Source organism: Xenophilus azovorans DSM 13620, from assembly GCF_000745855.1.
In the GTDB taxonomy this organism is placed as follows: Bacteria; Pseudomonadota; Gammaproteobacteria; order Burkholderiales; family Burkholderiaceae_C; genus Xenophilus; species Xenophilus azovorans.
The window spans coordinates 527304-547994 of sequence record NZ_KN050766.1; the positions used below are offsets into that span (position 1 = coordinate 527304).

At 70.2% G+C, this 20691-nt stretch carries 19 protein-coding genes, 1 tRNA gene and 1 pseudogene; 15 read left to right on the forward strand and 6 right to left on the reverse strand.

Annotation, left to right across the window (positions count from 1 at the left end; genetic code table 11):
• Together Q392_RS28955 and Q392_RS34280 are read right to left on the reverse strand one after the other, a co-directional pair.
• Complete coding sequence (locus tag Q392_RS28955) at positions 1-3135, reverse strand: autotransporter family protein (RefSeq protein WP_245610851.1); 3135 nt, start codon at positions 3133-3135, stop codon at positions 1-3.
• A 342-nt stretch (positions 3136-3477) separates the two neighbouring features.
• A pseudogene (locus Q392_RS34280) lies at positions 3478-3828 on the reverse strand (ESPR domain-containing protein); the annotation flags it as partial.
• Here Q392_RS34280 and argA point away from each other — a divergent pair.
• The 15 genes from argA (at position 3827) to Q392_RS29030 (ending at position 18245) form a co-directional block, all read left to right on the forward strand.
• Positions 3827-5176, forward strand: coding sequence for an amino-acid N-acetyltransferase (argA, locus tag Q392_RS28960; protein ID WP_038217061.1), 1350 nt, complete (start codon positions 3827-3829; stop codon positions 5174-5176). The pseudogene Q392_RS34280 and the gene argA sit on opposite strands and share 2 nt — an antisense overlap.
• Positions 5177-5212: 36 nt before the next feature.
• Entirely contained in the window at positions 5213-5848 is a 636-nt protein-coding gene (locus Q392_RS28965) for a LysE family translocator (protein ID WP_038217075.1), read from the forward strand.
• Positions 5849-5937: 89 nt separating this feature from the next.
• A complete protein-coding gene (locus Q392_RS28970) occupies positions 5938-6288 on the forward strand; it encodes a hypothetical protein (protein ID WP_038217079.1) in 351 nt (116 codons plus the stop codon).
• Between the two features lie 77 nt (positions 6289-6365).
• On the forward strand, positions 6366-7577 hold the full coding sequence (gene dapC / locus Q392_RS28975; RefSeq protein WP_038217081.1) for a succinyldiaminopimelate transaminase: 1212 nt from the start codon (positions 6366-6368) through the stop codon (positions 7575-7577).
• A gap of 34 nt (positions 7578-7611) precedes the next feature.
• The gene (dapD, locus tag Q392_RS28980; RefSeq protein WP_038217084.1) at positions 7612-8445 is read left to right on the forward strand and encodes a 2,3,4,5-tetrahydropyridine-2,6-dicarboxylate N-succinyltransferase; all 834 of its coding nucleotides are present in this window, start codon (positions 7612-7614) and stop codon (positions 8443-8445) included.
• A 66-nt stretch (positions 8446-8511) separates the two neighbouring features.
• A complete protein-coding gene (locus tag Q392_RS28985; protein WP_038217087.1) occupies positions 8512-9669 on the forward strand; it encodes a PilT/PilU family type 4a pilus ATPase in 1158 nt (385 codons plus the stop codon).
• Between the two features lie 17 nt (positions 9670-9686).
• Complete coding sequence (dapE, locus tag Q392_RS28990; RefSeq protein ID WP_038217091.1) at positions 9687-10910, forward strand: succinyl-diaminopimelate desuccinylase; 1224 nt, start codon at positions 9687-9689, stop codon at positions 10908-10910.
• Positions 10910-11869, forward strand: a complete 960-nt coding sequence (locus Q392_RS28995) for a HemK family protein methyltransferase (RefSeq protein WP_038217095.1) — start codon at positions 10910-10912, stop codon at positions 11867-11869. Before dapE ends, Q392_RS28995 begins: the two co-directional genes overlap by 1 nt.
• Before the next feature lie 149 nt (positions 11870-12018).
• Positions 12019-14013 carry an ABC-F family ATP-binding cassette domain-containing protein gene (locus tag Q392_RS29000; protein ID WP_038217098.1) on the forward strand — a complete coding sequence of 665 codons (1995 nt, stop codon included), beginning with the start codon at positions 12019-12021 and terminating at the stop codon, positions 14011-14013.
• A gap of 42 nt (positions 14014-14055) precedes the next feature.
• Positions 14056-14565, forward strand: a complete 510-nt coding sequence (locus Q392_RS29005; RefSeq protein WP_038217101.1) for a hypothetical protein — start codon at positions 14056-14058, stop codon at positions 14563-14565.
• A 110-nt stretch (positions 14566-14675) separates the two neighbouring features.
• Positions 14676-15992, forward strand: coding sequence for a Tol-Pal system beta propeller repeat protein TolB (gene tolB / locus Q392_RS29010; RefSeq protein ID WP_038217102.1), 1317 nt, complete (start codon positions 14676-14678; stop codon positions 15990-15992).
• Positions 15993-16025: 33 nt separating this feature from the next.
• Entirely contained in the window at positions 16026-16541 is a 516-nt protein-coding gene (gene pal, locus Q392_RS29015; RefSeq protein WP_038217106.1) for a peptidoglycan-associated lipoprotein Pal, read from the forward strand.
• A gap of 2 nt (positions 16542-16543) precedes the next feature.
• Complete coding sequence (gene ybgF / locus Q392_RS29020; RefSeq protein WP_038217109.1) at positions 16544-17290, forward strand: tol-pal system protein YbgF; 747 nt, start codon at positions 16544-16546, stop codon at positions 17288-17290.
• Positions 17287-18102, forward strand: a complete 816-nt coding sequence (locus Q392_RS29025) for a tRNA threonylcarbamoyladenosine dehydratase (protein ID WP_038217112.1) — start codon at positions 17287-17289, stop codon at positions 18100-18102. The genes ybgF and Q392_RS29025 overlap by 4 nt, the downstream gene beginning before the upstream one ends.
• 67 nt (positions 18103-18169) lie before the next feature.
• A tRNA-Lys gene (locus tag Q392_RS29030) sits at positions 18170-18245 on the forward strand.
• Between the two features lie 101 nt (positions 18246-18346).
• Here the strand turns inward: Q392_RS29030 and Q392_RS29035 are convergent.
• The 4 genes from Q392_RS29035 to Q392_RS29050 form a co-directional block, all read right to left on the reverse strand.
• Positions 18347-18571, reverse strand: coding sequence for a hypothetical protein (locus Q392_RS29035; protein WP_211260333.1), 225 nt, complete (start codon positions 18569-18571; stop codon positions 18347-18349).
• A 165-nt stretch (positions 18572-18736) separates the two neighbouring features.
• Complete coding sequence (locus Q392_RS29040; RefSeq protein WP_038217118.1) at positions 18737-19375, reverse strand: 3-oxoacid CoA-transferase subunit B; 639 nt, start codon at positions 19373-19375, stop codon at positions 18737-18739.
• Entirely contained in the window at positions 19372-20073 is a 702-nt protein-coding gene (locus Q392_RS29045) for a 3-oxoacid CoA-transferase subunit A (RefSeq protein WP_038217121.1), read from the reverse strand. Before Q392_RS29045 ends, Q392_RS29040 begins: the two co-directional genes overlap by 4 nt.
• A gap of 22 nt (positions 20074-20095) precedes the next feature.
• Positions 20096-20668 (reverse strand): NADPH-dependent FMN reductase, encoded by a 573-nt coding sequence (locus tag Q392_RS29050; protein WP_038217124.1) that lies wholly within the window; start codon positions 20666-20668, stop codon positions 20096-20098.
• Positions 20669-20691 lie beyond the last annotated feature (23 nt).

The following is a 20691-nucleotide window of genomic DNA, read 5'->3' on the forward strand; positions in this document are numbered from 1 at the left end:
CTACCAGGCGACCTTCACGCCGGCCTGTGCGCCCCACGCGTGACCGCGGCTTCCGCCCAGCGCGCGGCGGTAGCTGGCCGAGCCGTACAGCGAGACGGCTTGCGTCAGCCGCGCATCCACGCCGGCCGTCAGCGCCAACGAGCGGCCGTGCACGCTGCTGTCGAAATTCACGCCGTGCAGGCCCGCCAGCGACGACACGGTGGTCGTGCTGCGGCCCTGGAATTCGTTGAGCAGGTCCAGCCGCGCCCAGGCCGCCAGCTTCGGCGTGGCGTAGCCCAGCTTCAGACCGGCGCGGCCGACCAGCGAGTCCACGTCGCCGTAGTTCACGCGGCCGGCCAGGTCTGCGCCGCCGCCCAGGTCGGCCTGCTGGCGGCGCACCTGCAGTTGCGGCTCCAGCGTCCAGGCACCGCCCAGGCTGAACGGCAGCCCGCCCTCGACCGACACGTCGTAGCCCGTACCCGAACTCTTCACACCCGGCATGCGGGTGGAGGTGGCCTTCACGCCGTAGTGGCTGCCCTGGGCAACGAAATCCACGTAGCCGCCCTGCGCGCCCAGCAGCGTCCAGTACAGGCCCAGCGAGGTGACGTCCAGCTTGGCACTGCCCGCCGCGGTGCCGTTGAAGTGCCGCACGTCGCCGCTGGTCTGACCGGTGGCGAAGTACAGGCCGGCATGGGTGCGGCTGCCGTCCTCATTGCGGCCCTGGTAGAAGTCGCCGCCGAGCTGCAGCGCGGCGGTCTTGTGGTCGTAGGCGGGGCCGCTGCGGCCGTAGACGCCCAGCGCATCGCCCTTGCGCTTGCCGTTGCTGCCGATCAGGCGAACCCACAGGCGCGCAGGCCGGCTGTCCTCGCCGGCGGCGGCATAGCCGGCCGCGCCCATGCGCTCGTGGAAGCTGTCCATCGTCGCAGCGCTGTGCAGCGCGGCCAGCGAGGGCACGGCGGCGTAGAGCGAGGTTTCCTGGCGGTAGTTGGGCAGGCTGACGGCCGGCGGCGTCACGGTGCCGGGGTCCGTGGGCGCGCCCGGATCGACCGGCGGCGTGGTGATCAGGTCGGAACTGAGGTACCAGCTCTGGTTGGCGCGGCGCACCAGCGAATAGTCGTACGCGCCGGCGCTCACCGGGCCGGCCAGCGAGAAGGCGCCGGTGCCGGTGGTGGCGCCGTTCTGCGCGTCGACCACCAGGATGCCGTTGCCGGTCGTTCGCGCACCGGTACCGCCGGTGTTGGTGATGCCCAGACGCGTGCTGCCGGTGGCGCTGCCGCCGTCGATCACCAGCCGGTCGCTGGGCGAGCCGTCGTCGCCCAGCCAGGTGTTGAGGTTGATCTGCCCGCCCTGGCCGACGTAGTTGCCGACGGTGACGATCTTGTAGGTCCCTCCCACCGGCACGGTGTAGGTGACGGTGCCACTGTTGCTCAGGGAGGTGAGCACGGAGTCGCCGGTATTGGTCCACAGGCCGGCGTTGCTCAGGTCGATCTGCCCGCCTGCCGCCTGCACCGTGCCGTGGATCAGGCCCGTGTTGGTGGCGCCAAGGGTACCGGCCGTCGCACGGATGGCCTCCGGCGCACGCAAGGTACCGCTGTTGCTCAGGCTCAGGCTGCCGGGCGTCTGCGACAGCACGGCGGTCGAGCCGGCCAGCAGGCTGCCGCTGTTGTCGATGGCACCGCCCATCGCCACATTGCCGGAGACGTCCAGCGCCACCGCGGCGCTCTCGGCCACAAGGCCGGCGTTGGTGATGTCCAGGCTGCCCGCGCTGTGAGCGGAGATGCCTGTCGACTGCGCATCGATGCGCCCACTGTTGTCCAGCGCCAGCAGCGCCGACGGCGAATTCACAGCACCCCAAACACCCGTACCCACAGGCACCGCGGGGGTACCAATTGTGCCGGCATTGACCAGCGACACGTTGCCCGCGCCGGCCGCCACGGCAGACATTCCCATGGCGAGCTTGCCCTGAGCGGCAATGCTGCCCTGGTTCTCCACCGTCAACGTACCGGACGGACCGCTGTGGGACATGGCGATGCCCGCCCCGCCGCCCAATGGACCGGCCGTGATGGCGCCGGTGTTGACAATGCGTGCATCACCCGCGATGTCGTGGCCCGCCATGCCGGTGCCCGCAATGGGAGAATTGAAAGTGATGGTGCCGCTGTTGGTGACGTCGGCGCCGCCGGCGGCGCCGTCGATCATGAGACCGCTGATGCTCAACCCACCCGCCACCAGTTCTCCCGCATTGGAAAAGGCGACCTTTCCTGCCGGACTGGACAGGTAGACGGGATAGGCATTCATTCCCTGGACCTCGACGCGCGCGCCGGCCGCCACACTCCAGGTGGTCTGGTCGCCCGCCGATGCCGAGAGTTCCAGGCCGTGCGCCCTCTCCCCATGCGTCAGGATGCTGCTGCCCACTGGCACCACGACCGCGTTGGCCGTGTTGTAAACCGAGCGGATGCCGCTGCTGGCCTTGCCCTGCGTCTCGATGGACAGCGCGCCGTTCAGGTTGAGCGCCGTACCCTTCGCAACCGTGTTGACCAAGTCGATGCCCATCGAGTCGTCAGCAGCGGTATGGATGACGGTTTGTGCCAACGTGGCGGTGCCGCCGTCCAGCACCTGCACGCCATGGCTGCCACCTGCCGCCGTACTGATATCCAGGGCCCCGGTCGATTCCGCCGTGCCCTGTGTGACCCTGATGCCTCTGGCAGAGGTACCAGTGGTCTCGATGCTGCCGCCATGGAAGGTGACCCGGCCCGTCGATCCTCCCACCAGGATCCCGTTCGCAGCACTGCCTGCCGTTTCGACTTTGAGTTCGGCCAGATTCATCTGGCCGTTGAGTGCGTAGGCGCCTTGCGCGTTCACGCCCTTCGTGGTGATGCTGACCAGGCCGTTGGCGTTGATCACGGAGGTGTTCGAGTTCACCTGAAGCCCCATGCCGATCGCGCTGCTAGCCGACCCTGCGGCATACAGCGTGGCGGTGTTCAGGTTGATCGTTCCTCCCTCGGCGGACACGGCGCGGTTGTTGGTGCCGGCCGGCCAGTTTGCATTGGTCATGTCGACCGTGGTGTGTCCCTGGATGTCCACCACACCGCCGCCGCTGACCATGATGCCGCGGACGGCTGAACTGGCGTTGGGGTTGATGCCGCCATTGGCAGTCACGTGCAGGTCGCCCGCCACAAGAATCCGCGATCCTGCACCCTGAGCATAGACACCATGCGAAAGGCTCTGGCCGTTGGTCGTGACACTGTTGGACGCCCCATTGAGAAAAACGCTGCCCCCATTGAGCGAGTGCACGCCATACTGGCCTGAAGCCCCGCCCACATATGTGCTTGTCATCGTCATGGATTCGTTGGCGGTCCATGAAGATGCCGCCCCCGAAGCCTGCATGACCACCCCATTGACCGAAATCGAGTTCACGCCAGGCGCCAGGGTGCAAGCGCTGCCAGCATTGGCCGTAAAAGTCGCCCCGGGGGTGTCGGTGCATGCCGCCCAAGCCGCCGGTTGCGCCAACAAGCCGATGGTGCTCAACGCCACGGACGTGCCCATGGCGCGTCCACGGCAGCGCACGTGCTCGTGCACAGCCACCCACGCGCCGACCGCCTCATTCCAGACGTTCCTATAGCTCCTATTCACCCTCTGGCCCCTCTTCCTTACAGAATTTGACAGTCTATGGAGCAGCCCTCTGAGGACGCCATGAAATAAGTCCTTCTTCTGATTTTTGCGACACCCTCCTCGCGCCGGATTGTTCGTGCCTCGTGAAAAACTGCCACCTCCAGCGCCGCAGCCCGCCTGACGCCATTCGGAGACAATCCGCCCTCCCGACGCGCCCCCTTTGCCTCCGGCACTGCCCATGTCCACCGTCTTCAACTTCACCTTCGTCCCCTGGTTCCGCTCGGTGGCGCCCTACATCCACACGCACCGGGGCAAGACCTTCGTGGTGGCGGTGGCGGGCGAGGCGATCGCGGCCGGCAAGCTGCAGAGCCTGGCGCAGGACCTGGCGCTGATCCAGTCGATGGGCGTGAAGATCGTGCTGGTGCACGGCTTCCGGCCGCAGGTGAACGAGCAGCTGCGCGCCAAGGGCCATGCGGCGAAGTACTCGCACGGCATCCGCATCACGGACGAGGTGGCGCTGGACTGCGCGCAGGAAGCCGCCGGCCAGTTGCGCTACGAGATCGAGGCGGCCTTCAGCCAGGGCCTGCCCAACACGCCGATGGCCGGCTCCACGGTGCGCATGATCTCGGGCAACTTCATCACCGCCCGGCCGGTCGGGGTGATGGACGGGGTGGACTTCCAGCATTCGGGCCTGGTGCGCAAGGTGGATGTGGTGGGCATCCGCCGCGCGCTGGACTTCGGCGCCATGGTGCTGATCTCGCCCTTCGGCTTCTCGCCCACCGGCGAGGCCTTCAACCTCACGATGGAAGAGGTGGCCACCAGCGTGGCCATCGCCGTGCAGGCCGACAAGCTGATCTTCCTGACGGAGATCCCCGGCATTGCCCTGGACGCCGGCCGCCCGGTGAGCGAGGACAACCCGATCGACACCGAGCTGCCGCTGGACGCCGCGAAGAAGCTGCTGGCCGACCTCTCGCCGCCGCAGCGGCCCACCGACACCGCGTTCTACCTGCAGCACTGCGTCAAGGCCTGCGAGGGCGGCGTGGAGCGCAGCCACATCCTGCCCTTCGCGGTCGATGGCTCGCTGCTGCTGGAGATCTACGTGCACGACGGCATCGGCACGATGGTGATCGACGAGAAGCTCGAATCCGTGCGCGAGGCCTCGGTGGACGACATCGGCGGCATCCTGCAGCTGATCGAGCCCTTCGAGCGCGACGGCACGCTGGTCAAGCGAAGCCGCACCGAGATCGAGCGCGACATCCACCAGTACACCGTGGTGGAGCACGACGGCGTGATCTTCGGCTGCGCCGCGCTGTACCCCTACCCCGAGGCCAGGACGGCCGAGATGGCGGCGCTGACCGTCTCGCCCCACTCGCAGGGCCAGGGCGACGGCGAGAAGCTGCTCAAGCGCATCGAGCACCGCGCCCGCGCCATGGGGCTGGACAGCATCTTCGTGCTGACCACGCGCACCATGCACTGGTTCATCAAGCGCGGCTTCCAGCAGGTCAACCCCGAGTGGCTGCCCGAGGCCCGCAAGAGCCGCTACAACTGGGACCGGCGCAGCCAGGTGCTGGTCAAGAAGCTGCACTGACCGAGGCGCCGCCGCGGCGCGGCCGGAGACCCTGCCATGACCATTGCCACTGCCCTGCTCTTCTGCATCGTCGCCCTGGCCGCCATCGCCACGCCGGGGCCGACGATGCTGCTGGCGCTGTCCAACGGCTCGCGCGTCGGCGTGCGGCGCGCGCTGCCGGGCATGGCCGGCGCGATGCTGTCGGACTTCGTGCTGGTCGGGGCGGTGGCGCTGGGGCTGGGCGCGCTGCTGGCGGCCTCGGAGTTCTGGTTCGGCGTGCTCAAGTGGGTGGGCGCCGCCTACCTGGCCTGGATCGGCCTGCGCATGCTGCGCTCGGCCGGCGGCATCGACGTGGCGGCGCTGCCGGCGGCGCAGCACGGCACGCCGGTGCAGATCTTCGGCAAGTCCTTCCTGGTGGCCGTGACCAACCCCAAGGGCTACCTGTTCTGCTCGGCGCTGCTGCCGCAGTTCATCGACCCGGCCGCGGCGCAGGCGCCGCAGTACCTGGTGTTGGCCTTCCTCTTCGCCGGGCTCGACCTGGCGATGATGCTGGTCTACGCCTTCGTCGGCGCGCGGGCGGTACGGCTGCTCAGGGGCCGCGCCATGCGCTGGCTCGACCGCACCTGCGGCGCGCTGCTGCTGGCGCTGGCCGGCTCGCTGGCCTTCTACCGGCGCGGCAGCGCCGCCGCCTGAGCGCCTCGGCCGACTGGTCGATTCCCCGCGGCCGGCTGGCTCCGCACAATCGCAGCGTTCATCACCGCCTGCGACCGGAGGAGCGTGCCATGTGGCCCTGGATGTGGTTCTTCTTCTACGCCCCCACTTACCGCTGGCCGGCCGGCGGCGACTGGACGCAGACCGTGCAGACCGACACCGCCACCACCCTGGCCTCCGGCAACCCCGCGCTGGAGCGGCTGATCGACGCGCACGTCGCCAGCTACGGCCGCCAGATCGGCTGGCTCGGCGAGGTGCTGCTGGGCCAGCAACCCGATGCCAGCGCGCAAGAGCGTGAGCGCGGCGCCGACGCGCTGCGCAAGCTGCGCCAGACCGGGCGGACGATCGAGGCGCTGAAGGCGCAGGCCGAGGCGCTGGCGTCAGCCCCGGCACCGAAGGCGGCCCGCCGCATCGGCCGCTGACGCGGCGCTCGGCCGCCGGCCTGGATGGGCCTGCAACACGGCGCCACACCCCGGGCGCTCACGGATAATCCGGCCCCATGAATCCCCTGCTCGCCAAGCTGCAGCCCTACCCCTTCGAACGGCTTCGGCAGCTCTTCGCCGGCGTCCAGCCCGATCCGGCCCACACGCCCATCAGCCTGGGCATCGGCGAGCCGCGCCACCCCACCCCGCCCTTCATCAAGGACGCCCTGGTCGAGGGCCTGGGCGCGCTGGCCATCTACCCCGCCACCGCCGGCGACCTGAAGCTGCGCCAGGCCTTCACGGGCTGGCTCAAGCGCCGCTATGCGCTGGAAGTGGACCCGGCCACGCAGGTGCTGCCCGTCAACGGCTCGCGCGAGGCGCTGTTCGCCCTGGCGCAGACGGTGGTGGACGCCACGCGCTCGCCGGCGCCGGTGGTCATCTCGCCCAATCCCTTCTATCAGATCTACGAAGGTGCGGCCCTGCTGGCGGGCGCCGACACCTGGTACGCGCCCAGCGATCCGGCGCGCAACTTCGCGGTCGACTGGGACAGCGTGCCGGCCGAGGTGTGGGCGCGCACGCAACTGGTCTACGTCTGCTCGCCCGGCAACCCCACCGGCGCCGTGATGCCGCTCGCCGAATGGGAGAAGCTGTTCGCGCTGAGCGACCGTCATGGCTTCGTCATCGCCTCCGACGAGTGCTACAGCGAGATCTACTTCCGCGACGAACCGCCGCTGGGCGGCCTGGAGGCAGCCGCGAAGCTGGGCCGCGGCGACTTCCGCAACCTGATCGCGCTCACCTCGCTGTCCAAGCGCAGCAACGTGCCGGGCCTGCGCAGCGGCTTCGTGGCGGGCGACGCGGCCATCGTCAGGCAGTTCCTGCTCTACCGCACCTACCACGGCAGCGCCATGAGCGGCGCGGTGGCGGCGGCCAGCATCGCGGCCTGGGGCGACGAATCGCACGTGGTCGACAACCGCATGCAGTACCGCACCAAGTTCGCGGCCGTCACGCCGATGCTGGAAGCGGTGCTGGACGTGCGCCTGCCCGACGCCAGCTTCTACCTGTGGGCGGGCATCCCGCCGGGCTGGAACGGCGACGACGCGGCCTTCGCCCGCGCCCTGTACGCTCAATACAATGTGACGGTGCTGCCCGGCAGCTACCTCGCGCGCGAGTCGCAGGGCGCCAATCCCGGCCGGGGCCGCATCCGCATGGCCCTCGTGGCCGACACGCCCGAATGCACCGAGGCCGCGCGCCGCATCGTCGACTTCACGCGCCGCCACCCGGGCGCCTGATCCCTCCACCCTTTTCGATCCGACCGACCCTTCCATGAGCCAGCAACTGCAACAGATCATCGACGCCGCGTGGGAAGACCGCGCCAACCTCTCGCCCACCCAGGCGCCCAAGGAGGTGGCCGACGCCGTCGAGCACGTCATCGCCGAGCTGAACAACGGCCACCTGCGCGTCGCCACGCGCGAAGGCGTCGGCCAGTGGACGGTGCACCAGTGGGTCAAGAAGGCAGTGCTGCTGTCCTTCCGCCTGAAGGACAACGAGCAGATCCAGGCCGGCTCGCTGGGCTTCTACGACAAGGTGCCGACCAAGTTCTCGCACCTGTCGGCCAACGAGCTGCGCGACTCCGGCGTGCGCATCGTGCCGCCGGCGATAGCGCGCCGCGGCAGCTTCGTCGCCAAGGGCGCGATCCTGATGCCCAGCTACGTGAACATCGGCGCCTACGTCGGCGAAGGCACCATGGTCGACACCTGGGCCACCGTCGGTTCCTGCGCGCAGGTCGGCGCCAACGTACACCTGTCGGGCGGCGTGGGCCTGGGCGGCGTGCTGGAGCCGCTGCAGGCCAACCCGACCATCATCGAGGACAACTGCTTCATCGGCGCCCGCTCCGAGGTGGTCGAGGGCGTGATCGTGGAAGAGAACTCGGTGCTGGGCATGGGCGTGTACATCGGCCAGAGCACGCCGATCTTCAACCGCGACACCGGCGAGATCAGCTACGGCCGCGTGCCGGCCGGCAGCGTGGTCATCAGCGGCAACCTGCCCAAGAAGACCAAGGCGGGGCAGGACTATTCCACCTACGCCGCCATCATCGTCAAGACGGTCGACGCGCAGACGCGCTCCAAGACCAGCCTGAACGACCTGCTGCGAGACTGACCCCGCCGCGAGGCCGCCCCCGGGCGGCCTCGCCGCTTGCAACGATCACAACACCTGGAGGGCTCGATGGGAACGATGGACCGCATTCTTCGTCTGATGGCCGAACGCAAGGCCTCCGACGTGTACCTCACGGCCAATGCGCCGGCGCAGATCCGCATCAACGGCCAGTGCCTGCCCATCAACCCGCAGGTGCTGCCGCCCGAGGCGCCGCTGGAGCTGCTGCGCGAGATCGTCACGCCCGAGCGCATCGCGGAACTGGAGCGCACCGGCGAGCTGAACACCGCCGTCGCGCGCGAGGGCGTCGGCAACTTCCGCATCAGCGCCATGCGCCAGCGCGGGAGCTGCGCGGTGGTGATCCGCTACATCGCCAACCTCATCCCGGCCTTCGAGGACCTGAACCTGCCCGAGGTGCTCAAGCAGCTCGTCATGGAAAAGCGCGGGCTGATCCTGATGGTCGGCGCGACCGGCGCGGGCAAGACCACCACGCTGGCCTCGATGCTGGACTACCGCAACGAGCACGCCTCCGGCCACATCCTGACGGTGGAAGAACCGATCGAGTTCACCTACGTCAACAAGAAGTCGATCATCAACCAGCGCGACGTGGGCACCGACACGCAGTCGCTGTCGATCGCACTGAAGAACGCGCTGCGCCAGGCGCCGGACGTGATCCAGATCGGCGAGATCCGCGACCGCGAGACCATGACGGCCGCCATCGCCTACGCCCAGTCCGGGCACCTGTGCCTGGCCACGCTGCACGCCAACAACGCCTACCGGGCGCTCAACCGCATCCTGTCCTTCTACCCGGTGGAGGTGCGCCCCACCCTGCTGGGCGACCTGGCCGGCGCGCTGCGAGCCATCGTGGCGCAGCGCCTGCTGCGCACGCCGCGCGGCTCGCGCCTGCCGGCGGTGGAGGTGATGCTCAACACCGCGCTGGTGGCCGAGATGATCGAGAAGAGCGACTTCTCCGGCGTCAAGGAGGCGATGAACAACTCCATGGCCGAGGGCTCGCAGACCTTCGAGGAGGCCATCGCCAAGCTCATCCTCGACGGCCGCATCGAGCGCGAGGAAGGCATGGCCCATGCCGACTCGCCCACCAACCTGATGTGGCGCCTGCAGAACCACAACGCCACCCAGCCGAAGCCGGAGGCTGAGCGCAAGCTGCTCGACCAGGTCGAGGCGCCCACCTTCACGGAGATCACCCTGGACGTGCACCACCAGGGCTGACCACCGCGCCTTCCTCGATGACCCGAACGCTCCACCTCGCCGAACAACTCATCGCCACGCCGTCCGTCACGCCGGAGGACGGCGGCTGCCAGCAGCTCATCGGCGAGCGCCTGGCGCGGCTGGGCTTCGCGCTGGAGCGCATCGAGAGCGGGCCGACGGACTTCCGCGTCACCAACCTCTGGGCCGTCCGCCGGCCCGGGCCGTCCGCTGCCGCACCGGCGCCGGGCGCCGCCATCCCGGCCACGCCGATCCCGCCGGTCGATGCGCCGGTGCTGGTCTTCGCCGGCCACACCGACGTCGTGCCCACCGGCCCGCTCGAGCAGTGGACCAGCCCGCCCTTCACGCCCACCCACCGCGGCGGGCTGCTCTACGGCCGCGGCGCCTGCGACATGAAGAGCTCGCTGGCCGCCTTCGTCGTCGCCATCGAGGAGTTCCTCGCCGCCGAGCCTTCGCCGCGCATCGCGCTGGCGCTGCTGCTCACCAGCGACGAGGAAGGCCCGGGCGTGGACGGCACCGTGGTCGTCTGCCGCGAACTGGCCGCCCGCGGCCAGCGGCTGGACTGGTGCATCGTGGGCGAGCCCACCTCGGTGCAGCGCTGCGGCGACATGATCAAGAACGGCCGCCGCGGCACCATGAGCGGCCGCCTCACCGCCCGGGGCGTGCAGGGCCACATCGCCTACCCGCACCTGGCGAAGAACCCGGTGCATGCGCTGGCCCCGGCGCTGGCCGAGCTGGTCGCCATCAATGCCGAGGGCGGCTGGGACGCGGGCAACGCCTTCTTCCAGCCGACGAGCTGGCAGGTGAGCAACATCCACGCCGGCACCGGCGCGAGCAACGTCATCCCGGGCACGGCGGTGGTCGATTTCAACTTCCGCTTCTCCACCGAGTCCACGCCCGAGTCGCTGCAATCGCGCGTGCAGGGCGTGCTGGACCGGCACGGCCTGGACTACGAACTGGCCTGGACGGTCGGCGGCCTGCCCTTCCTCACGCAGCCCGGCGCGCTGGTGGCCGCGGTGCAGGGCGCGATCCGCGAAGAGACCGGCATCGAGACCGAGCTGTCCACCAGCGGCGGCACCAGCGACGCGCGCTTCATCGCCAAGGTCTGCCCGCAGGTGATCGAGCTGGGGCCGGTCAACGCCAGCATCCACCAGATCGACGAGCACGTCGCGCCCGGCGACATCGAGACGCTGAAGAACATCTACCGCCGCGCGATCACGACGTTGAACGCGGCCGCCGCGTGATGGCGACCGTGCTGGACCTCGTGCACGCGGCCGAGCGGCAGCTCGCCGAGGCCGGCGTCGCCTTCGGCCACGGCACCGCCAACGCCTTCGACGAGGCCGCCTGGCTGGTGATGTGGCGGCTGCGCCTGCCGCTCGACGACCTGGACGGCGTGGCCGCGCGCGAGGTTTCGTCCGGCAGCGCGGCGCAGGTACAAGCCCTGGTTGATGAACGCATCGCCAGCCGCAAGCCGGCTGCCTACCTGACGAAGGAAGCCTGGCTGCAGGGTGTGTCCTTCTACGTGGACGAGCGCGCCATCGTGCCGCGCAGCTTCATCGCCGAGCTGATCGCCGACGGCGGCATCGATCCGTGGCTGAGCGAGCCGAGCGCCGCGCCGGGCCGCCCCAAGCAAGCGAGCGCCCCCTCGGGGGGCAGCGAAGCACACGAAGTGGCGAGCGTGGGGGCACCATTCCTGCGCGTGCTCGACCTGTGCACCGGCAACGGGAGCCTGGCGGTGCTGGCGGCGATGGCCTGGCCGGAGACCGCCGTCGATGCGGCCGACCTCTCGCGCGAGGCGCTGGAGGTGGCGGCCATCAACGTTGCGCGGCACGGCCTGGACGGCCGCATCCGCCTGATCGAATCCGACGGCCTCGCGGCCCTGCCCGGCCCCTACGACCTGATCCTGTGCAACCCGCCATACGTCAATGCGCAGAGCATGGCCGCGCTGCCGCCCGAGTACCGGGCCGAGCCCGCGCTGGCCCTGGCCGGCGGCGCGGACGGCATGGACTTCGTCCGCCGCCTGCTGGCCGACGCGCCCGCGCGCATGAGCGGCGAGGCCGTGCTGGTGCTGGAGATCGGCCACGAGCGCGAGAACTTCGAGGCCGCCTTCCCGCGCCTGGAGGCCGTGTGGCTGGAGACCAGCGCCGGCACCGACCAGGTGCTGCTGCTCACCCGGGACGCCCTCGCGGCGGCATCGCCATGACCTCGGCCGCCTTCGACCTGCTGCCCCTGGTGCGAAGTCGGGCCTGAGCGCCGCCTTTCGCACCACCTGCCGGTCTGCACGCATCGCGGACCGGCCGTCATTCCTTTTCCGACGCGGACGCGCAACGCCGCGCCCCGCCCTCTCAAGACATGATCATTCTCGACAACGTCATCCTGCGCCGCGGCACCAAGGTGCTGCTCGACGGCGCGAGCGCCACCCTCAACCCCGGCGAGAAGGTCGGCCTGGTCGGCCGCAACGGCGCCGGCAAGTCCACCCTCTTCGCGCTGCTCAACGGCTCGCTGCACGAGGACGGCGGCAGCTTCTCCATGCCGCGCCAGTGGCGCCTGGCCCAGGTGGCCCAGCACATGCCCGAGACCGACGAGCCGGCCACCGGCTTCGTCATCGCAGGCGACACGCGCCTGATGGAGGCGCGCGCCGCCCTGGCCCGCGCCGAGGAGGCGCATGCCCAGGCCCCCGACGATGCCGAGGCCGGCATGGCGCTGGCGCAGGCCTACACCGACCTGGCCGACGCCGGCGAGCACGACGCCGCGCCGCGCGCGCAGGCGCTCATCCTCGGCCTGGGCTTCCAGGTGCACGAGCTGGAGCAGCCGGTCAACAGCTTCTCCGGCGGCTGGCGCATGCGGCTGCAGCTCGCCCGGGCGCTGATGTGCCCGAGCGACCTGCTGCTGCTGGACGAGCCGACCAACCACCTGGATCTGGACGCGCTCGTCTGGCTCGAAAGCTGGCTGCAGAAGTACGCCGGCACCATGATCGTCATCAGCCACGACCGCGAGTTCCTCGACGCCGTGACCGACGTGACCCTGCACATCGAGCATGCGAAGCTCACCCGCTACGGCGGCAACTACAGCAAGTTCGAGGACATGCGCGCCCTCAAGCTGGCGCAGCAGCAGGCCGCCTACGCGCGCCAGCAGGACAAGATCGCCCACCTGCAGAAATTCATCGACCGCTTCAAGGCCAAGGCCAGCAAGGCCAAGCAGGCGCAAAGCCGCGTCAAGGCGCTGGAGCGCATGGAGAAGGTGGCCCCGCTGCTGGCCGAGGCGGACTTCAGCTTCGAGTTCAAGGAGCCGGCCAGCCTGCCCAACCCGATGCTCAGCGTGCAGGACGCGTGCTTCGGCTATGCGCAGGAGGACGCCGGGCCGAAGGTGATCCTCTCCGGCGTCAACCGCTCGGTGCTCGCCGGGCAGCGCATCGGCATCCTGGGCGCCAACGGCCGCGGCAAGTCCACCTTCGTCAAGACCATCGCGCACGACCTGCCGCTCGTCTCGGGCACCGTTACCGAGGGCAAGGGCCTGGCCATCGGCTACTTCGCGCAGCAGGAGCTGGACGTGCTGCACGAGGCCAGCAACCCGCTGGAGCACATGGTGCGCCTGGCGCGCGAGCTGGGTGCCGCCGCGCCCGGCCGCAGCAGCGAGCAGGACCTGCGCGGCTTCCTCGGCAGCTTCAACTTCAGCGGCGACATGGTCAAGCAGCCCGTGGGCACCATGAGCGGCGGCGAGAAGGCGCGCCTGGTGCTGGCGATGATGGTCTGGCAGCGCCCCAACCTGCTGCTGCTGGACGAGCCGACCAACCACCTGGATCTGGCCACGCGCGAAGCGCTGGCCGTGGCGCTCAACGAGTTCGAGGGCACGCTGATGCTGGTCAGCCACGACCGGGCGCTGCTGCGATCCGTGTGCGACGAGTTCTGGCTGGTCGGCGGCGGCGCCGTGAGCGACTTCGACGGCGACCTGGACGACTACCAACGCTACCTGCTGGACGAGGCCCGCAAGCAGCGCGAGCGCGCCCGCCTGGAGACGGCGGCGGACAAGGCGCCGCCGCCGGCCGCCCCCGCGGCTGCGCCCGTGGCGCCCGCAGACCCGCGCACCGAGCGCCAGCGCCAGGCCCGCGAGCGCCAGCAGACGGCCGAGCAGGCCAAGCCGCTGCGCAAGGAGCTGGCGCAGGTGGACGCCCGCCTGGCTGCCGCCGGCACCGAGCGCGACGCGCTGCACGGGCGCCTGGCCGAGGCGCTGCCGCCGGCCGAGCTGGCCGAGGCGGGCCGGCGCCTGAAGCAGCTCGAAGCCGAGATCGCCGGGCTGGAGGAACGCTGGCTCGTGCTCTCGGAACAACTGGAAGCGCTGGCCGGCTGACGCGCAGGGAACGGCGGCGCGCGCACGGGCTCTCACAGCACCATGCCCTCCGCCATCGAACTCGCCCAAGGCGATCCCGCGCTCGTCGCGGCCGTCCACCGCAGCCGCCGCCTGCTGGGCCGCAAGGCGCTGCTGGCGGCGGCGGCCGGCGCGCTGCCGCTGCCGGGCGTCGACCTGGCGGCCGACGCCGCCCTGCTGGCCCGCCTGCTGCCCAGCATCAGCGCCGAGTTCGGCCTGGCGACGCCGCAACTGGCGCACCTCTCGCCGCGCCAGCGCGAGCGGGTGCTGCAGGCCGCCAACACCATCGGCGCGGTGCTGATCGGCAAGCTCCTCACGCGCGACCTGCTGCTGGCGCTGGCCCGCCGCGCCGGCGTGATGCTCACCGCGCGCCAGGCCGCCCGCTGGGTGCCGCTGGCCGGCCAGCTGGCGGGCGCGGCGCTCGGCTACGCGGCGCTGCGCACGCTGGGCGAGCAGCACATCAAGGACTGCGTGCGGGTGGCCCGGGCCGCCCAGATGCTGCTGCCGGCGGCCCCGACGCCGCCCGCACTGTAGGACGCGGCCGGAACGTACACAGTTTGTGACGTAGACGTCGGGGCAATGTGTACCATTGCTAGCTTTCCGCCAGTCGGAAACTTTCGTTGCGGGACATTTCTCCGAACTGCATGAACAACACGCTGTTGCCGTCCATCCGCTCCTTCCCCGCCCAGCCCCTCGCTCGCCGCTCCCTTCTCGCGGCCCTTGCTGCCTCCCCCGCCCTGCCTGCGCTGGCCCAGTTCCGGGTCGAGGTATCGGGTGTGGGCCTGACGCAGCTGCCGATCGCGCTGGTGCCGTTCAAGGGTGAAGATGCCTCGCCGCAGAAGATCTCGGAGATCGTCAAGGCCGACCTGGAACGCAGCGGCCAGTTCCGCGGCGTCGACGCCTCGGGCCAGTCGATGGACGAGAACGCCCGGCCCGACCTCACCCTGTGGCGCCAGCGCACGGCCGACTCGCTGGTGGCCGGCAGCGTCACCCGCCTGGCCGACGGCCGCTACGACGTGCGCTTCCGCCTGTGGGACGTGGTGCGCGGCCAGGACCTCGGCGGCCAGAGCTACACCGTGCCGCAGGCCGACCTGCGCCTGGCCTCGCACCGCATCGCCGACTACGTCTACGAGAAGCTCACCGGCGAGAAGGGCATCTTCTCGACCCGCCTGGCCTACGTCACGCGCGCCGGCGGCCGCTACACGCTGTGGGTGGCCGACGCCGACGGCGAGAACGCCCAGGCCGCCCTGGCCAGCCCGGAGCCGATCATCTCGCCCGTGTGGTCGCCCAACGGCGGGCAACTGGCATACGTCTCCTTCGAATCGCGCAAGCCAGTCGTCTACGTGCACTCGGTGGCGACGGGCCAGCGCCGGCTGGTGGCCAACTTCAAGGGCTCGAACAGCGCGCCGGCCTGGTCGCCGGACGGCGGCACGCTGGCCGTGACGCTCAGCCGCGACGGCGGCTCGCAGCTGTTCACCATCCCCGCCGGCGGCGGCGAACCGCGCCGCCTGACGCAGAGCAGCGCCATCGACACCGAGCCCACCTACTCGGCCGACGGCGGCACGATCTACTTCGTGAGCGACCGCGGCGGCTCGCCGCAGATCTACAAGATGTCGGCCGGCGGCGGCAACCCGACCCGCGTGACCTTCTCCGGGTCCTACAACATCTCCCCGTCGGTCAGCCCGGACGGCCGGTGGTTGGCCTACATCACGCGCACCGGCGGCGCCTTCAAATTGCAGGTGATGGAGCTGTCCAGCGGCACCGTGACGTCGCTGACGGACACCAGCGCCGACGAGAACCCGAGCTTCGCGCCCAACAGCAAGCTCATCGTCTACGCCACGCAGTTGCAGGGCCGGGAGGCCCTGATGACCACCACGCTCGACGGAAAGATCAAGGCACGCCTGGCCGGCAAAGCGGGAGACATCCGCGAACCGGACTGGGGTCCGTTTCAGAAGCAGTGATCAACCAATCAAGATCAACCAGAGGAGTCCGACATGCTTAGACGTTCACTTTATTCGCTGGCCATCGTGGCGCTCATCGCCGGATGCTCGTCCGGCACCAAGCTCAACGACGGCGCGGCAGGCGCCGGCGGTGCGGGCGCCGGCGGCACCGGCGGCGCGGCCAGCGGCGTGGCACCCGTCACGATCGACCCGAACGCGCAGACGCGCCAGGGCCCGGTCGGGGTGGCACGGATCGTCTATTTCGACTTCGACAGCTACACCATCAAGCCCGAGTTCCAGTCGCTGATCGACGGCCATGCCCGCTTCCTGAAGGCCAACCCGTCGCGCCAGATCTCCATCGAAGGCCACACCGACGAGCGCGGCGGCCGCGAGTACAACCTGGCGCTGGGCCAGAAGCGCTCCGAGGCCGTGCGCCGCGCGCTCACCCTGCTGGGCGTGAACGACGCGCAGATCGAGGCCGTGAGCTTCGGCAAGGAGAAGCCGGCGGCCCAGGGCACGGGTGAGGACGCGTGGGCGCAGAACCGCCGCGCCGAGATCGTCTACCGTTGACCATGTCGATGCACCCTTGGCGGCAGGCGGCGCTTGCCGCCTTTGTTCTGTGTGCGTCCGCGGGTGCGCAGGCGGCGCTGTTCGAGGACGACGAGGCCCGCCGCGCCATCCTCGACCTGCGCCAGCGCGTCGAGGCGGTGCGCCAGCAGGCCGAGGCCGGCACGCAGGAGAACGCCCAGCTGCGCCGCAGCCTGGTCGAGCTGCAGCAGCAGATCGACGGGCTGCGCGGCGAGCTGGCGCGCATGACCGGCCAGAACGAGCAGCTCACGCGCCAGTTGTCCGAGATGCAGCAGCGGCAGGCGGACATCGACAACAAGCTCAAGGAAAACGAGCCCACGCAGGTGTCGGTGGACGGCCGCGAGTTCAGCGCCGACCCGAAGGAGAAGGCCGACTTCGATGCGGCGCTGGGCGTCTTCCGCGCCGGGCAGTTCGCCCAGGCGCAGACCGCCTTCGCCGACTTCGTCAAGCGCTACCCGCGCAGCGGCTACGCGCCCTCGGCGCTGTACTGGCTGGGCAACGCGCAGTACGCCACGCGCAACTACGCCGAGGCCATCGCGAACTTCCGCTCGATGCTCTCGACCGCGCCAGACCACCCGAAGGCGCCCGAGGCCGTGCTGTCGATCGCCAACTGCCAGATCGAGCTGAAGGACACGCGCGCGGCACGCCGCACGCTGGAAGACCTGGTCAAGGCCTATCCCCAGTCCGAGGCCGCGCAGGCCGGCCGCGAGCGGCTCAGCCGTCTGCGATGAGCCAGGATGCCACGGCGGCGGACACGGCATCCGCCGACCTGGCCCGCCGCTTCGGCGGACTCGAACGCCTCTACGGCGTGCCGGGCGCGGCCCGCATCCGTGCGGCGCACGTGCTGGTCGCCGGCATCGGCGGCGTCGGCTCCTGGGCCGTGGAGGCGCTGGCGCGCAGCGGCGTCGGGGCGCTCACGCTGGTCGACCTCGACCACATCGCCGAATCCAACATCAACCGCCAGATCCATGCGCTGGACGGCACCGTCGGCCAGGCCAAGGTGCAGGCCATGCGCGAGCGCATCGCGCAGATCCATCCCGGTTGCCGCGTGCTGCCGCTGGACGAGTTCGTCGAGCCCGGCAACTGGCATGCGCTGCGCGATGCGGCCATTGCGGCCAACGGCCCCGTGCATGCCGTCATCGACGCCTGCGACCAGATGGCAGCCAAGCTCGCCATGGCCGCCTGGGCGCGCGGCCCCGGCCGCGGCACGCTGTTCATCACGGCGGGCGCAGCCGGCGGCAAGCGGCTGGCGCACCAGGTGGAGATCGACGACCTGGCCCGCGCCTCGCACGATCCGCTGCTGGCGCGCCTGCGCCAGCGCCTGCGCAAGCAGCACGGCGCACCCGGGGAGGGGCGCCGCATCGACATTCCCTGCGTGTTCAGCACCGAGAGCGTCGCGCCGCCCGATGCCTCCTGCGCCACCTCCGGCAGCGCCGACGGCAGCCTCAACTGCCATGGCTACGGCTCGGTGGTCAGCGTGACCGCCACCTTCGGCCAATGCGCGGCGGGATGGGTGCTGGACCGTCTGGCCCGCGGCGCATGACGCTATACTTGCGCGCTTTGCTGCGCAGCGGGCTCGCTCCGGTGCGAGAAGAAGCAAGAAGACGAGGGGGACGTTAGCTCAGTTGGTAGAGCAGCGGACTTTTAATCCGTTGGTCACAAGTTCGAATCTTGTACGTCCTACCACCCCACCCCGTCTGGCCGCACCCCACCAAGGAAAGCCTGCCATGCATTCATGGCAGGCTTTCGTCTTTTTGTCGCATTGCTTCCAGTGATGCGCAGCGCTCTCACTCCGCGGCGACCCGGCGACGCTTCTTCACGATGACGACGGGCGCGGCCGCAGGCCGTGTCTCACGAGGTGCGGCTTCGTGCCGGCCGCGCATGACGTGCAGCACGCGGCTGGTGTTCAAACGCTCTATCACGTCGCCATTGACCTGGACATAGCTGCCGTCGTCCAGGAGCGCCAGGGCGCCGATCTGCATGCCGCGCTGCACCGTACCGAGCATGCGCATGCCGTCCCTGGGCTGGGCGAAGGCGGCCCAACGCGGGCCGATGACGATTCGAAGAGACGATGAACCCATGAGGTGCGCGATTCTCGCGCAGAGAGAAGAAACGCACCGGATGATCCAGGACGTTCCTCGCACCATCACCCCGATCCCGGCATCATCAAGCGCGCGTCATCGCAGCGGCAGCCCCACCATCGCCTGCAGCGCCTCGCGCTCCAGGCCCTCCACCATGTCCACCAGCACCAGCCCCTGCGGCGAGCACTCGAAGGTGGCCAGGTCGGTGTAGATGCGCTTGACGCAGGCCAGCCCCGTCAGCGGGTAGGTGCACCTGTCCACCAGCTTGCTGCTGCCCTGCTTGGTCAGCAGGTCCATCATCACCCACGTCTGCTTGGCGCCCGTGGCCAGGTCCATCGCCCCGCCCACCGCCGGGATGGCCCCCTCCTCGCCCGTGCTCCAGTTCGCCAGGTCTCCCGTCGCGCTCACCTGGAAGGCTCCCAGCACGCAGATGTCGATGTGCCCGCCGCGCATCATCGCGAAGCTGTCGGCATGGTGGAAGTACGCCCCGCCCGCCAGCAGCGTCACCGGCTGCTTGCCGGCGTTGATCAGGTCGTAGTCCTCCTGCCCCTCGGCCGGCGCCGGGCCCATGCCCAGGATGCCGTTCTCGCTGTGCAGGATGATCTCGCGTCCGGGCGGCAGGTGGTTGGCCACCCGCGTGGGCTGGCCGATGCCCAGGTTGACCACGGCGCCGTCGAAGATGTCCTGCGCCACGCGCGCGGCCAGCGCGTCCTTGCTCCTGCGCTGGTAGCTCATGCCGCCTCCCTGAAGCCGCCGGCCTGGGTGGCGGTGCGCGCGATCTTCACGATCCGGCTCACGAAGATGCCGGGGGTGACGATGGCCTCGGGGTCCAGCGTGCCCAGCCCGGCGATCTCGTGCACGCTGGCGACGGTCCTCTTCGCGGCCATGGCCATCACGGGGCCGAAGTTGCGCGCGGCCTTGCGGTAGGTGAGGTTGCCCCAGCGGTCGCCGCGCTCGGCCTTGATGAGGGCCAGGTCGCCATGGATGGGGTATTCGAGCACGTAGGGCCTGCCGTCGATGACGCGGGTCTCGCGCTCGCCGGCCAGCTCGGTGCCGAAGCCGGTGGGGCAGAAGAAGGCGCCGATGCCGGCGCCGGCGGCGCGGATGCGCTCGGCCAGGTTGCCCTGGGGCACCAGCTCCAGCTCGATCTTGCCGGCACGGTACAGCTCGTCGAAGACGTAGCTGTCGGCCGAGCGGGGGAAGCTGCAGATGATCTTCCTCACCAGGCCGGCCTTGAGCAGGGCCGCGATGCCGGTGTCGCCGTTGCCGGCGTTGTTGCTGACGATGGTCAGCCCGCGCGGGCCGATCCCGATCAGCGCGGCGAGCAGTTCGTCGGGCATGCCGGCGGTGCCAAAGCCGCCGAGCAACACCGTGGCGCCGTCGGCCACCGGGCCGATCGCGTCGGCCGTGGTCTGAGCGATCTTGTCGATCATGTCTTCTCCATGAACAGCCGATCTACTTCGCCCGCAGGCCCTGGAGCGCCACCGTCCAGCGCAGCAGTTCGTCGAGCATGGCGGTCGCGGCCTGGGCATGGGCCGGGTTGGCGCCGAGCCCGCCTTCGGCCTGCAGTTGCTGCCCCACGTTCGTGATGGCGACCGCTTCCAGCATCGGCACCACCTTGAGCGTGCCGAGCAGTCCCTTGGTCGCCTGCACGGCGCGGATGCCGCCGGACATGCCGCCGTAGCTGACGAAGCCCACCGCCTTGTAGTGCCACTCGCGCACGAGGTAGTTCAGCGCATTGGCCAGGGCGCCCGGCGGCGCGAAGTTGTACTCGGGCAGGACGAAGACGAAGGCGTCGGCCTCGCTCACGCTGGCACTCCAGGCGCGCGTGTGCGCGTGCTGGTAGCGGCCCAGCCGCGGATGCTCCGGCTCGTCGAAGACGGGCAGGCCGAACGAGGCCAGGTCCACCAGCCGCGCATCGAAGCCGCCGTGGGCACGGGCGGCCGCGTGCGCCCATTCGGCGACGGCGGGACCGACGCGTCCGGGGCGCGTGCTGCAGATCAGGGTGTGAAGGATGGGTCGTGTCATGGAAGTCGTCATGGGACGAATGA